The 14,326-nt window shown below is 43.1% G+C and carries 13 protein-coding genes and 1 tRNA gene; 9 read left to right on the forward strand and 5 right to left on the reverse strand.

The genetic code is table 11. The features are described 5' to 3' along the window. Positions 1–100: 100 nt before the first annotated feature. Entirely contained in the window at positions 101–640 is a 540-nt protein-coding gene (locus ACFSR5_RS16160) for a DUF2892 domain-containing protein (RefSeq protein ID WP_380905500.1), read from the reverse strand. Between the two features lie 103 nt (positions 641–743). Between ACFSR5_RS16160 and ung the strand changes: the two genes are divergently transcribed. Beyond that, positions 744–1,415: a uracil-DNA glycosylase gene (gene ung, locus ACFSR5_RS16165; RefSeq protein WP_380905501.1), complete on the forward strand. Its 672-nt coding sequence runs from the start codon at positions 744–746 to the stop codon at positions 1,413–1,415. Between the two features lie 2 nt (positions 1,416–1,417). Here the strand turns inward: ung and ACFSR5_RS16170 are convergent, their stop codons facing one another. Together ACFSR5_RS16170 and ACFSR5_RS16175 are read right to left on the reverse strand one after the other, a co-directional pair. Continuing rightward, positions 1,418–2,497 carry a DUF6695 family protein gene (locus ACFSR5_RS16170; protein ID WP_380905502.1) on the reverse strand — a complete coding sequence of 360 codons (1,080 nt, stop codon included), beginning with the start codon at positions 2,495–2,497 and terminating at the stop codon, positions 1,418–1,420. Between the two features lie 11 nt (positions 2,498–2,508). Further along, entirely contained in the window at positions 2,509–2,979 is a 471-nt protein-coding gene (locus ACFSR5_RS16175) for an Lrp/AsnC family transcriptional regulator (protein ID WP_380905503.1), read from the reverse strand. A gap of 331 nt (positions 2,980–3,310) precedes the next feature. Between ACFSR5_RS16175 and sufB the strand changes: the two genes are divergently transcribed. The 3 genes from sufB (at position 3,311) to sufD (ending at position 6,942) form a co-directional block, all read left to right on the forward strand. Next, positions 3,311–4,762, forward strand: coding sequence for a Fe-S cluster assembly protein SufB (gene sufB, locus ACFSR5_RS16180; RefSeq protein ID WP_380905504.1), 1,452 nt, complete (start codon positions 3,311–3,313; stop codon positions 4,760–4,762). 65 nt (positions 4,763–4,827) lie between these two features. Continuing rightward, positions 4,828–5,586 carry a Fe-S cluster assembly ATPase SufC gene (sufC, locus tag ACFSR5_RS16185; RefSeq protein ID WP_380905505.1) on the forward strand — a complete coding sequence of 253 codons (759 nt, stop codon included), beginning with the start codon at positions 4,828–4,830 and terminating at the stop codon, positions 5,584–5,586. 48 nt (positions 5,587–5,634) lie between these two features. Further along, positions 5,635–6,942, forward strand: coding sequence for a Fe-S cluster assembly protein SufD (gene sufD / locus ACFSR5_RS16190; protein WP_380905506.1), 1,308 nt, complete (start codon positions 5,635–5,637; stop codon positions 6,940–6,942). Positions 6,943–7,108: 166 nt separating this feature from the next. On the opposite strand, the gene ACFSR5_RS16195 is transcribed toward sufD, so the two are convergent. After that, positions 7,109–7,181: transfer RNA gene (locus ACFSR5_RS16195), tRNA-Gly, on the reverse strand. 319 nt (positions 7,182–7,500) lie between these two features. Here ACFSR5_RS16195 and ACFSR5_RS16200 point away from each other — a divergent pair. Continuing rightward, positions 7,501–9,141 (forward strand): hypothetical protein, encoded by a 1,641-nt coding sequence (locus tag ACFSR5_RS16200; RefSeq protein ID WP_380905507.1) that lies wholly within the window; start codon positions 7,501–7,503, stop codon positions 9,139–9,141. A gap of 108 nt (positions 9,142–9,249) precedes the next feature. Here the strand turns inward: ACFSR5_RS16200 and ACFSR5_RS16205 are convergent, their stop codons facing one another. Further along, positions 9,250–10,791 carry an NAD(P)/FAD-dependent oxidoreductase gene (locus ACFSR5_RS16205; protein ID WP_380905508.1) on the reverse strand — a complete coding sequence of 514 codons (1,542 nt, stop codon included), beginning with the start codon at positions 10,789–10,791 and terminating at the stop codon, positions 9,250–9,252. Between the two features lie 154 nt (positions 10,792–10,945). Between ACFSR5_RS16205 and ACFSR5_RS16210 the strand changes: the two genes are divergently transcribed. The 4 genes from ACFSR5_RS16210 (at position 10,946) to ACFSR5_RS16225 (ending at position 14,112) form a co-directional block, all read left to right on the forward strand. Next, complete coding sequence (locus ACFSR5_RS16210; RefSeq protein WP_380905509.1) at positions 10,946–11,524, forward strand: LemA family protein; 579 nt, start codon at positions 10,946–10,948, stop codon at positions 11,522–11,524. 131 nt (positions 11,525–11,655) lie between these two features. Then, entirely contained in the window at positions 11,656–12,090 is a 435-nt protein-coding gene (locus tag ACFSR5_RS16215; protein WP_380905510.1) for a TPM domain-containing protein, read from the forward strand. A 1-nt stretch (position 12,091) separates the two neighbouring features. After that, positions 12,092–12,907, forward strand: coding sequence for a TPM domain-containing protein (locus ACFSR5_RS16220; RefSeq protein ID WP_380905511.1), 816 nt, complete (start codon positions 12,092–12,094; stop codon positions 12,905–12,907). Positions 12,908–12,972: 65 nt separating this feature from the next. Next, entirely contained in the window at positions 12,973–14,112 is a 1,140-nt protein-coding gene (locus ACFSR5_RS16225; protein ID WP_380905512.1) for a redoxin domain-containing protein, read from the forward strand. The last annotated feature ends 214 nt before the right edge of the window (positions 14,113–14,326 follow it).

Here is a 14,326-nt window from a genome sequence, read left to right on the forward strand (position 1 = left end):
AAACAACGAGACGTTTGTCAACAAGTGGGAGATTGACCTTTGGTCTATGCAGAGCCTCAATAAAAAAGGTCGGTAATTGTTTTTTACCGACCTTTTTGCTTTAGCGCGAATATCTAAACTGTTGCTTATCCATTAATGCCATTTGGTCTTTCATCATCTTAATCTGATCGGCCAATAATTTATTTTTATCTGCTTTTTTTGCTTCCGATAAGAGCTTTTCAGCTTCGCGTTTATTCCGTTTGGCCATGGCTACTCCTGCTAGGCTGAGTTTGGCGAGGGCAACATTGTGGTCCATATGAAGCCCTAAAGTCAGCGCTTTTTTAAAGTATTTTTCCGACTGTAGAGGGGCACGTTGCGATTCGATGATGCCTATCAGCATGTGGTAATAGCCATGTTGTGCTGCTATGAGTTGCTTTTCGTAGTTCTTGATGTTTTTTAACCAATGCTCTGCTTTCGACATGTTTTCCTTCCGCAAAAACCACTGCGCGATCAACATGTTCTCGTTGAAGAAGACCGTTACCCATGCGAGTATGGTCACGAGTATTCCTAATATACCCCAGCCCCAATGCCCGAACCAAAATAGAACCACAGTTCCAATTAATAAAAGGCTGCTCAGAATAATGCGAACTATATTTGACATATGCTAAATTTCCAAGTTAAATAAACCGAGTACAAATATCCGGTTATTTTAGAGCTTATACAACTTGTTTGGGTGATAAAATTGTAAAATTGTACTTTTGTGTATGGCAGAACGTTATCACTCCAGTTGGGATCCGATCCTGCAGCCCCTGTTCAAGCAGGAGTTTATGCGCCGGCTATCTGGTTTTGTTCAACTAGAGCGAAAGCATAGTCTTGTATTTCCTCCCGAAGAACTTGTCTTTAATGCATTTAAATTGACACCGTTTGAAGCGATAAAAGTTGTCATCTTGGGACAAGATCCATACCATAATGACGGGCAGGCACATGGACTTTCTTTTTCTGTTCCGGACGGAATAGGCTTGCCTCCCTCGCTCCGGAATATTTATGCGGAATTGACTACAGATATAGCAGGATTCCGTGCACCCGCATCTGGAAATCTTTCTTCTTGGGCTAAGCAAGGCGTGTTATTGTTGAACGCGACATTAACCGTTCGGGCCCACCAGGCGGCGTCTCATCAAAAGCAGGGATGGGAAGAATTTACCGACCAAATAATTCATTTGATTTCTCAAAAATTGGACCATGTGGTCTTTATTCTATGGGGAAGCTACGCGCAGAAGAAAACAGTCCTCATTGATACAAAAAAGCACCTTGTTCTGAAAGCAGTACATCCATCGCCCCTTTCGGTCTATCGAGGTTTTTTTGGCTGTAGACATTTCTCCCAAGCAAATACTTATCTCGAAGCACATGCCAAGCAACCCATCGATTGGCAACTCTAAGATTAGGCGTACAGCTCTTTGAGATCTTTGAAGTGATAGTCTTCCGTGGCTAGCCGCTGGATGTGGTTAATCCTGATTTTCCGTCCATTTTGGCGCACATGTGTAAACAAAAGATGGCTGTCATACACGATGTCGAATGGCACGGTAAAGTCGAGCTCTTCCATGGCTTCGCCTAGAATGACATATTCGAGTTCGCCCTTGGATGTAAAACGTTTAACGATAACCCGACCAGCAGGTGCGGCCTGTACCGAGAACCAAGCCCCATCGCCTACGCCACCAAGGTATTGTGCATCCTTTGGTACTGAAATCGGTTTGGATGAAAATTGCATGCACCCTATAATCAAATCGTCTGGAAGTAAACTTGCTTTATGAATAGCAACATTGTCGCCTAATTTCCGCAGTAGGAATCCAAAAGACTGCCAACGGTTCATCTTGAAACGGCGCAACCCCTTTTCTGGTGTGAATGAATAGATCATACGATCGGAAACCGCGTTAACCACGTTACTGATCGGGCTTGCCTTGATTGTTTCAGGGAAATTGATGCTGTGCCTCCAATTGTATTTCTTGGACGATTTCATAAGCATACGTGCGATAAAACGGGAGCAATTGTTATTGTTCCGCGCTACGGCGCCGTATGGAAAAGTCCCCTGATGAACACAATCGTCACCATATGCTTTGGCCAATTCGAAGTTAATGTCAGTGGCAATGGAGAAATACAATTCCCCTTCACCGTACATGGCCGATTTTTGCACCTCAAATTGCGAAATAATGCGTTCTAGATTAACGAGGCTTTGTCCGTCAAATTTTGCCTTAAGTCTGATTTCTAGCCGGGGATCAGAAAATTTGGACCGTGCTCGACCAAATCCCCGAGGTGTAATATATCGGCCGAAATCGTAAAATAACATTTCTCCAGTTTCGCGTTTGATCAGCACGATGCCCGTGTGTCCAACTTTAAAATTCAAATTTTTTACGATGCCAATTTTTTTAAAAAACATCATCCACTTTTCATCCCCACGAATGGTTGCATCCGGCCAAGTAAGAATGAGTGCAAGGTCATTATGGTTTACATGATTCGTTTGCATACATATCTGGTTTAATACTCCAATGGGACGATGGGCTCCTTTTTGCTTGTCGACATGATCATCATGGTTTGGAAAGTCTTTACAAAAGGAATTTTGGAAATTTTTTCCATAATGACCCCTTCATAGGCCTTAATATCTTTTACGTAAACCTTGAGTATAAAGTCACAATTTCCTGTTACGTGATGACATTCTGTAACTTCTGGGATAGACTTTACTGCCTCCACAAATTCTGGAATAGCGTTGTGTGTATGAAAATCCAGCGATATCTGAATAAACGATTTGATGCCGAGCCCAAGTTTTTCCTCGTCCACAAAAGCATGATAACTTTTTATGAAGCCTGAATTTTCCAGCTTACGTACCCGCTCTAGTGTCGGTGCAGGAGACAAGCCAATGTTAGAAGCCAATTGTAAATTGGTGATTCGCCCGTTTTCCTGTAACAATTTCAGGATCTTTAGATCTGTTTTGTCTGGTTGGTATGGCATTTTTATAATCAGCGTTGCGTGAATATTATATTTTCCAAAAAGTAAATATACGGAATAATATTTCGTACATCAAGTGTGTGTACCAACTATTATCTATAGATAAAATTTATGTTAACTTCTTTATAAAATTACCGCTATCTATTGGCAATCATGTGAATGTCATAAATTTTCGATGAAAATGGGCGTGGAGACAAGGAAATGACATTTGTCATTTTTTTTATCAAAAACTGATTGGACACGCGCGTAAAAGTGGGGTTTATTGGTTATTTAATCGTATCTTTGTTGTCCGAAAAGCAGGTAGGGATCGCCGATTAATAAAAGGGGAAGAGAAATGAGTACCAAAGACGACGAATTACTAAAAGAGCTAGAGCTCGAAGAATATAAGTACGGTTTCACAACCGATATTGAAATGGAGATAGCTCCAAAGGGGCTAAATGAAGATACTATTCGGTTGATTTCCGCGAAGAAAAATGAACCGGAATGGTTGTTGGAATGGCGATTGAAGGCCTTTCGACATTTCTTAACAATGAAGATGCCGACTTGGCAAAATTTTGAAAATCCAGAGGTCGATTTTCAGGATATTTCTTATTACGCTGCGCCGAAAGCGAAAAAGCAGCTGGAAAGTATGGATGAAGTTGATCCGGAATTATTGGCTACCTTTGAAAAATTGGGTATTCCGCTCGATGAGCAAAAAATTCTTGCTGGCGTGGTGGCTGTGGATGCTGTGTTCGACTCGGTATCTGTTAAAACTACTTTTCGCGAGAAATTGAAAGAACAGGGGGTTATCTTTTGTTCATTTGGTGAGGCAGTACAGGAATACCCTGAATTAATTAAAAAATATTTAGGCACGGTTGTTCCGCAGACCGATAATATCTATGCGGCTCTAAATTCTGCTGTATTTTCCGACGGATCCTTTGTATATATACCCAAAGGTGTTCGTTGTCCAATGGAATTGTCTACTTATTTTCGTATCAATGCAGAAAATACCGGGCAATTTGAGCGCACGTTGATCGTTGCTGATGAAGGTGCATATGTGTCCTACTTGGAGGGGTGTACGGCACCTATGCGTGACGAAAACCAATTGCACGCCGCCGTAGTTGAACTCATTGCAGAGCGTGACGCCGAAATAAAATATTCAACCGTACAAAATTGGTATCCGGGAGACAAAGACGGAAAGGGCGGTATCTACAATTTTGTAACAAAGCGCGGGATCTGTAAAGGGGATAATTCGAAGATTTCTTGGACTCAAGTAGAAACAGGATCTGCTATTACATGGAAATACCCGGGTGTGATCTTAAAGGGTGACAACTCCGTTGGCGAATTTTATTCTGTCGCTATGACTCGTAACCGTCAGGTGGCTGACACGGGAACCAAAATGATACACTTGGGTAAAAATACGCGTTCGAAAATAGTTTCTAAAGGAATTTCAGCTGGTTTGAGCCATAATAGTTACCGCGGGCTTGTAAAAATAGGTCCAAATGCGGATAAGGCGAGAAACTTTACACAATGTGACTCCTTATTAATTGGTGATCGCTGTGGTGCACATACCTTTCCATATATTGAAAATAAGAACCGCACTGCGAAACTGGAGCATGAGGCGACAACCTCAAAAATAGGTGAGGATCAAGTGTTTTATTTAAACCAGCGCGGAATAGACTCGGAGAAAGCCGTTGGCTTGATCGTGAATGGCTACGCGAAGGAAGTGTTAAATCAATTGCCGATGGAATTTGCCGTCGAAGCACAAAAGTTGTTGGCGATCTCTTTAGAAGGATCTGTAGGATAATTTGAACGAAGTGAATAAATGGAGTTTCTCGCGAGATTTCCACTAGAATAAGCAATAAGAATATAATGTTATCAATCAAGAATTTGCACGCGTCTGTAGAAGACAAACAGATATTAAAGGGATTAAACCTAGAAGTTAAAGCTGGCGAAGTCCATGCCATCATGGGACCAAATGGCGCTGGAAAGAGCACGTTAGGAAATGTGCTGGCCGGACGCGACTCATATGAGGTGACAGAGGGCTCGGCCTTGTTAGATGGTGTAGATCTATTGGACCTTGCTCCTGAGGATCGTGCACGGGAAGGACTGTTCTTAGCTTTCCAATATCCAGTGGAGATTCCAGGCGTTTCCAACATCAACTTTCTAAAAACCGCGGTCAACGATATCCGCGAATATAAAGGTTTGCCGCCCATGGAAGCGAAGGAGTTTTTGCAAGCAGTAAAAGAGAAGCAAAAGCTGGTGGAATTCTCTGCTAATCTGGCTAACCGCTCTCTCAATGAAGGTTTCTCTGGAGGAGAAAAGAAAAGGAACGAAATATTTCAGTTGGCTATGTTAAACCCAAAACTTGCGATCTTGGATGAGACAGACTCTGGGTTGGATATTGACGCGCTGCGCATTGTTGCCAATGGTGTGAATCAGTTACGTTCCCAAGATAATGCGTTTGTGGTTATTACGCATTATCAACGCCTATTGGATTATATCGTGCCAGATTTCGTCCATGTACTTTACAATGGCCGTATCGTGAAAACAGGACCGAAAGAGCTTGCGTTGGAACTGGAAGAAAAAGGTTACGATTGGTTAAAAGAATATGACACGCAAACCGCATAATAAGGATTATCAATGGGTAATTTGAGTAGCGGATTGACAAAAAATAACATGAGTACATTAGTAGCAGATTCATTATATCAACAGTTGGTTTCCGCGTTCCATGATTTGGAAAAGGTTCAGGAGCCTGCAAATTTGACAACTTTACGGCGAGAAGCATTTGATCGTTTTCAGCAAGAAGGCTTTCCTACCGTTAAAAACGAGGAGTGGAAATATACGAATCTTCATGCATTGGTCAATACCGATTATGTGTTAAATACGGATGTAAATGTTGATCAGGTGGATACGCGCAAAGCAGATATCAAAGACCTAGATGCACATCGTATCGTGTTGATTAACGGCCAGTATGTGTTGGCCTTTTCCTCGCTAGAAGACGAAATCGGCTTAACCGTTAAACCAATAGAAGAAGCGCATACGGAAGAGAATTTCAGATTGCATTATGCACAGCATGCCGATAAATCGGATAATATATTGGTTCAGTTAAACACCGCATTGCAAACGGCCGGTGTGTACCTATCGGTGGCTAAAAACAAGGTTGTTTCCAAACCAATACACATAGTACACGTGGCGGCTGGAACACAAGAGTTTTTTGCACAAACGCGTAATCTTATAGTTGTTGAACCAAACGCTGAAGTAGAGATTATTGAATCTTTTATCACACTCGATGGTACACCTAAAAATTTGCATAATAAGGTAAGCGAAATCGTAGTTCAGGAAAACGGGAAAGTACAGCACTACTATCTTCAGGTTGCTGAATCGTCAAGTAACTATATACAACACACGGAGATCTATCAAGAGAAGCACAGCCTGTATAATAATTACAATTGTAATTTGCCTGGAGCATCGTTTGTCAGAAACAATATTAACGTTCGTTTGGATGCCGAAGAAGTGGAATCTCACCTATACGGGATCAATCTGACGTCTGGTCGTCAGTTTGTAGATAATCATACGATTGTTGATCATTTGAAACCGCATTGTGAATCGTATGAATGGTATAAAAACATTCCTCAGGACGAGTCTACGGCAGTTTTCAATGGAAAGATCTTTGTACGCGAAGATGCACAGAAAACCAATGCATTTCAACAAAATAATAACATGTTAATCGGTGATAAGTCTACGGTATACACGAAACCGCAGTTAGAAATTTTTGCTGATGATGTCAAATGTTCACACGGATGTACCATGGGGCAATTTGATGACGAAGCACTGTTTTATCTGCGTGCGCGGGGTATTGGCGAGGAGTCGGCCCGTGTATTACTTGTGCATGCGTTCGCTTTCGATGTCACCAGTCGGTTTTCGAATGAAATCGTACGTGGATATGTGGAAGAATTGGTCGCGAAAGGTTTAGAAAAATCGTAAATTGTTTTCCATTCTATATGTTAAAGGCGTTTAGTAACTACTAAACGCTTTTTTTTAATATGAAATCGTAGGAATAGATATAGCGGGTCCTATTATGTTGATTTGAAATTGCGGTGCGGAAAATTCTAAATAAAAAAAAAAGGCTTCCATTACAGAAGCCTTTTTGAGCGAAAGACGAGATTCGAACTCGCGACCCCAACCTTGGCAAGGTTGTGCTCTACCAACTGAGCTACTTTCGCTGATTGTGCTACAAAGGTAGCAATTCAGGATATATTTGTCAACTGTTTTTTTTAATAACCCAAACTTCAATCGAACTTAATATAGGATACGCCGTGATGCAAATAAAACCTAATATTTACTCAAAAGTTAATGTGCGCGATAATAGGATACTCCGCGATTAGAATAACGAGCTTTTTAGTCGTTGTTTAATATACGTCCAACTGACAGGACTTATATTGGATGCTTTTTTTGTTTTTTTGATTGGAAATGAATATTTTAGCATTCTATCTATTGAAAGAGTGAATAAATTTTTGAATTAATCTACCAAGCCATTTGAATATGTTGACCAAATTATATCCGCGCATGTCCGCTTTGCCTGTTCTTGTATTGAGTATGGTATCCTTGTTCGCTGGATGTGCTAAGACGGCCGATTCTGAAAATATTGAGACGAAGAGCGTTAAGCTGACTGTGGATGTCGTTGGGGTAGAAGAGGTCCCGGCGGTCTCGAATAATAAACTTAAGACTAACCGGGGTTCGAGTAATGCAACTCCAGATGTAATCAATTCCAAAGATCTGATTTCTTTCGAATCGTTTGATGCACAAATTTCCCTTGAAAAATGGAGCTCTAAGGTGAAGAAAAAATCAAATATGCGAAGTGAAAGTAATAACATGCAATCAACGGAATCTGAAGCCCCGTCGATGGAGGAGGGAATTACCTATCGTATATTATTTTATAAAAGTGATGGAAGCTTTGTTCACTCCACGCAAATGGTCTCAGGTATCCCCGGAGAAATCACGTTAAACAGGGGTGAATCATATGACTGGTATGCTGTATCTTATCATAATTCGGATCCCATGCCGGCTCCCGATCCTGCTGCTCCTGAATTGGTTGTACCTCATAATACGGATTTGCTGTACGCTTCAGGTTCAATCGAAATACCTGCCCAGGGAAGCGGTGAAGTACCGCCGTTAAATGTTCTATTTTCCCACCGATATGCGCGAATAGTTTTAGAGCTTAATTCGATGGGCATGTTTGGCGACATGAACCAGGTAGGCCTGGAGGTGTCAGGTGTTACAGGCACGACCGCTTCATTCAATTTGAAAGACGCCTCGCTATCCAATATCTCCTCAGAACCGGTCAATTTCGATTTCGAGGATTTTAGCAATCTAGAGTTTGGCTATGCAGACCGAAAAGTAACATATATTTATACAGCGCGTGAGGAACCGATTGATCTCAACGTGTCAGTCCATGCCTTGGATATCAAGTTAAGTAATGGGACAAACCGAATATTCAGCGATTTAATGGCTTCCCCTGCTGAGTTCGAATTTAGTTTGACACCTCAAATAGGAACAAGCTATGCAGCGACTATAAACTTTGTAGAGTCGCCTTTGATTGTGAATTCGGTAAGATGGGCTAGAACTAATCTCTATTACCATGGAGGGCATAACCCTTACCGATTTCTTCCGACAAATGCACATACGAATGCACGGAATACTTATTTCTCGTTTCGTGGTATGTTACCGGGACAGTACGGTATTAGCTTGACGAATGGAGACCCTTGTGCCCTGGTATACCCCGAAGGTTTATGGAGGACCGTGCGTTTTAATGACCTTATGATGATAACGCCTGTGTTTCCTATTGAAACCTATAAGACCGAGAATGGGTTGGGTTATTATGAATATGACGATACCCAAGGTACCGGAACTCCTTATCCAAGTGCAAAGCTACGATTTAATATGAATGGTTTTGGTACTGCGACTGGTGTGGTGGACGGTGATGTTGCAATAGATCTGGGTAGTTCATATGGGCGAAGTGCACATGTGTGGTCTACGTTTGCGCATGACGTGGGGCGTGGTATGGAAGTTTATAGTTATTTGGCAACCTTCTCGGGAGGAGACGAAATCGCCTACGAACCAGTTAATTATTCAGGAACGGGACCGGTTGAGAGCACTTTCAAAAATATAAGGTGCGTTCGATAACCGAACCGTTTTTTGAACCAGAACGCCTAAGGGGTGTGAGGGATTAATTCGAAGCGGGTACCCCTTGATTCTGTAGACGTTTGTAAATCTTTTTGCAGAAAATATTCGTTAAGGTTTAATAGCGTTTATACAATTTATTCCGTCGATAGCTGCGGACACGATGCCTCCAGCATAACCGGCACCCTCGCCGCAAGGATATAATCCTATCACGTCTGGGTGTTGTAAGGTATCGCGATCCCGCGGTATACGGATCGGCGACGATGTTCTGGATTCAACGCCGACCAAAATGGCTTCATTCGTATAATATCCCTTCATTTTCTTTCCGAAAATTGGGAGTGCTCCCCGTAAGGCTTCATGAACGAAGGAAGGGAGGACCTCAGTCAGGTCGACACTGCGCGTGCCAGGTTTGTACGAGTTCTCGGGAAGGGTATTAGAAACTTTACGTTCTACGAAGTCGACCATGCGCTGTGCAGGGGCTACCAGATTACCTCCGCCAATCTGAAAGGCAGTCTGTTCTATTCTTCGTTGAAAATCCAAAAGGGCAAAGGCATTTTGAGCGGCTCCGGGCACGTCCTCTAAGCTGATCTGAATAACAGTTCCGGAGTTGGCGTGCGGATTATTACGCTTCGAAGGGGACCATCCATTTACGACAATCTCTTCATGGTCGGTTGCGCAGGGAGCGATGATACCTCCGGGACACATGCAAAATGAAAAAACGCCGCGGTTGTTGACTTGTTCTACCAGGCTGTAATAGGCTGGTGGTAAGTTCTCGTGTCGGACGGGGCAATGGTACTGTGCTTGATCTATGATCGATTGGGGATGTTCTATACGTACGCCCAAGGCGAATGGCTTCGCTTCCGTCCTCCAGCCGTTCCTTCGGAACAACTCAAATATGTCTCGAGCGGAATGGCCAGTGGCTACCACAACGTGATGCGCCTCGATAATGTCATCAGCGTCGGTTTTGACCCCAGTAACCCGTCCAAAGTTATGGAGGATATCGGTTACTTTGCAATCAAATCGAACCTCTCCGCCCCATTCAAGAATTGTATTCCTCATATCTTCAATGATATGGGGAAGTTTATTGGTGCCTATATGTGGACGAGCATCCACCAAGATATCTTCGGTCGCACCATGTTGTACAAAAATTTGCAAAACCTTTTGTACATCTCCACGTTTATCCGAGCGGGTATACAATTTCCCGTCTGAATACGTCCCCGCCCCCCCTTCGCCAAAACAATAATTAGATTCTGGATTAACAATGCCGTCCCGATTTATTTTTGCAAGATCTCTGCGCCGCTCTTTTACCGGTTTGCCTCGCTCCAGTACGATTGGCTTCAATCCCCTTTCCAAGCATCGATGAGCCGCAAACAGACCCGCAGGGCCAGCACCGATGATGATTACGGGGGGCGCATTGTGTACGAGTTTCATTTCGGTAGAATAGACAGCGGGTGTATAAGACTCGTCGATGTAAAAAACTACGCGCATACGGAACAATACCTGCCGGCTGCGGGCGTCAATAGAGCGTTTTCGTATGCGATATCCACGGATACGCTCACGGCTAATGTTCAGGAGCTTTGCTCCCTCTGTTAGTATGCGTTTTTCATCATCAACAAACTCGGGGATCAGCGCGATTTCTATTTCTTTTTGCATATGCTAGGCTGGGTTTTTATCCCAAAACAGATGCAAAGGTACACATTGTCTGCCAATTTGTATAGATTGACAGGCTTGGTATATCATTTGTTATGCCTTTTCTGTTATAAAACATTTTTAGTATTTTTATAGAAAATAGATTAAAATTTTGCACATGAAAAGATTATTAATTGCTATTGTAGGGTTATTTACTGCCCTTTCGTTCAGTTCTTGCGGATACAATACAATGGTGTCCAAAGACGAAAATGTGAAAGCGAAATGGGCACAGGTAGAAAATGCCTACCAGCGTCGTGCTGACCTTATTCCAAATCTAGTCGCGACTGTTAAAGGGGCAGCTCAACATGAAGAGGGTACATTGACTGCTGTTGTCGAAGCACGTGCAAAAGCAACATCTGTATCGGTGGACCCGTCAAACTTGTCAGAGGAAGCCATTGCCAATTTTCAGCAGACACAAGACGCATTGTCACAATCGATAGGCCGATTATTAGTCAGCGTCGAAGCTTATCCCGATTTGAAAGCGAATGCAAATTTTCAGGAATTGCAAGTGCAACTGGAAGGAACCGAAAATAGGATTTCCGTAGAGCGTAAGGCATATAATGATGCTGTGCAAGATTATAATACAACCGTTCGCAGTTTCCCGAATAACATCATGGCTGGAATGTTCGGCTTTAAAGCTAAGGGAACATTTAAAGCCGCAGAAGGGGCGGATAAAGCACCGACGGTATCTTTTTAAGAAGTGTTAAAACAACGATAGGTGAATTGGATAGCCTTTTATGCTTTCCCATTCATCTTTTTTATGTCTGTCCCGTAGGTATGATCAACGAGAATGGCTACGATTAGCGGGCATGTGTCTTATTCATCATCATGGAAATATTTACAACAGACGATCAGGACCGCATTGTGCAGGCGATCAGTGTGGCCGAGAGTAAAACCTCCGGCGAAATTCGGTTGGTAATTGATAAGAAGTTGGCATGGCCTTCGGCGATCGATGCTGCTATCGCCTACTTTCAGAAGCTTGAGATGCATAAAACAGTTCTCAAAAACGGAGTGCTTATCTATTTGTCTACCGATGACCATCAATTGGCTATTATTGGCGATCGGGGTATTCATACGAAAGTGGGAGACGATTTTTGGGATGATACGAAGGAGCAGATGATTGCTTATTTTAAAAAAGGAGAAATGGCCCAAGGGCTGATAGTCGGTATCCAACACATCGGCGAGCAACTGAACACCTTTTTTCCCCGTCGTGATGATGATATTAATGAACTTCCAGACGATATTTATTTTGGCAAACACTAATATGCAATATACATATCCTATCCGTTCCGTTTACAACCGCTTCTGTATTTTTTTGATGCTGTTGTTGTCAGGGCTCGCGCTAAACGCTCAAGATATTCCGGAGGCACCGAACCAACTTGTTTCTGATTTTACTGGAACATTAAGCCAAGGGGAGTTACAGTCGCTCGAACGGAAGCTTCTGGCGTTTGAGGATAGCACGTCTACGCAAGTAGCCGTGGTTTTAATCCGTTCGACAGATGGATATGATGTTTCGGATTACGCTGTCCGCTTGGGAAAAAAATGGGGTGTTGGTGGGAAAAAATACAATAATGGTGTTATTGTTTTGGCGGCGATCGATGACCGGGCGGTCACTATACAAACCGGATACGGGATGGAAGGTGTACTTCCCGATATTATAGCGTATCGAATTATTCAAAACGAGATAAAACCGTATTTCCGTCAGCAAGATTATTTCGGCGGCTTGGACAAGGCTACTGATGCGATTATTGCATATAGCAAGGGAGAATATAAAGCCGATCCGCGGAAAGAACGGCGCGATGGAGAGCGTGGCGGAGTACCTGTGATGCTTATCATTATCGTTGTCATCATTGTGATTGTACTTATTTCGCGCAATGGTGGCGGAGGAAACCGTGGAGGACGGGTAATGACAGGAAGAGGTACGTCTGACCTATTTTGGTGGACATTATTGAACAGTCTGGGCAAAGGCGGAGGTGGCGGCTTTGGCGGCGGCGGCGGCTTCGGCGGAGGTAGTGGTGGTGGTTTTGGCGGCTTCGGCGGTGGAGATTTTGGAGGTGGTGGCGCTAGTGGACGCTGGTAAATGGCCAGCCGTTTTAACCATACGCATATTTTACAGTCTAACATAGTAGAACGAACAAAAAATATATGAAAAAAGCGATTTTAATGGGTTTAGGCGTAGTGCCAGCCATGTTGTTTGCGCAGGAAGATTTTACGCTCAATGGTAAGATCGGACAAACCCAAGCGGGAGCAAAAATCTTCATCCAATATAGAGACAATGGCCAAAGTGCTATAGATTCTGTCACGGTGGATAACGGAGTGTTTAAATATCAAGGATCAGTTGCCCAACCGACACAAGCGATGTTATTTCTGTCGGCCGACGGTAAAAATATGTCTCAACTGCGGGATAGCGGCGAACGTCCGCCGATGAATTCTGTGTATTTAGCCAAAGGCGTTATCCATTTTGAAGGTGCTGATTTTGAATCAGCTTCAGGCCGTGGTAATGCGGTGAACGACGATTTTGCTAAATATAAAGCATCTTTAAAAGAGGTGAACGATGGGTTCGCTGCACTGGACGCGGAGTACCAAGCTGCACCAGATGATAAGAAGCAAGACGAAGCATTTATTGGCAGCTTGCAAACCAAAGCTGAGGCGATTTATGAAAAGCAAAGTGCCCTGAATGAGTCGTTTGTGAAAGAGAATCCCAACAGTTACGTGGCTTTAACGGTCTTGAATGAACTTGCTTCTCCTGAGAATGTAACATCATTTGCTAAATCTGCCTTTGATGGGCTGGCAGCGAATCTAAAGTCTACACCGCTCGGAAAAGAGCTCGCGACAAAGATCGCTGGTATGGAGAAGTTGGCTACTGGAGCATTAGCGCCCGATTTTACGTTGCCGGACACGGCAGGAAATAATCTGTCCTTGTCTTCATTACGTGGAAAATATGTGTTGATCGATTTTTGGGCTAGCTGGTGCGGGCCTTGTCGGCATGAGAATCCGAATGTTGTGGCTGCTTTTAACAAATTCAAAGACAAGAATTTTACCGTATTGGGAGTTTCTCTGGATCGCCCTGGAAAAAAAGAGGACTGGTTGAAGGCGATCGAAGATGATCAACTTGGTCAGTGGCCGCACGTATCGGACTTGCAGTTTTGGAATTCGCCTGTGGTCGAGTTGTATTCTATCCGTGGCATTCCACAAAACTACCTCATTGATCCGCAGGGAAAAATTGTTGCATCGAACCTCAGAGGCGAGGCTTTGGAACAGAAGCTGCAAGAAGTTTTGAAGTAATTTTTTTTTAAATCGATAAGACAGGACATCACAAACGGATTGCTACGTGTTAATCTAGACAAAATCTTGTCCTGCAAAAATACACTCTAGCCCTGTATGTGATATTCACATACGGGGATTTTTTTTTCTTCGTTTTGTTTAAAAAAGGTCGATCGTTCTGTTGCGATCAGCATATTTTCTGAGACGCGTGATGATTTCGGCAGTGCGGGAGCCG

It is taken from the genome of Sphingobacterium suaedae, from assembly GCF_042684625.1.
Taxonomy (GTDB): domain Bacteria; phylum Bacteroidota; class Bacteroidia; order Sphingobacteriales; family Sphingobacteriaceae; genus Sphingobacterium; species Sphingobacterium suaedae.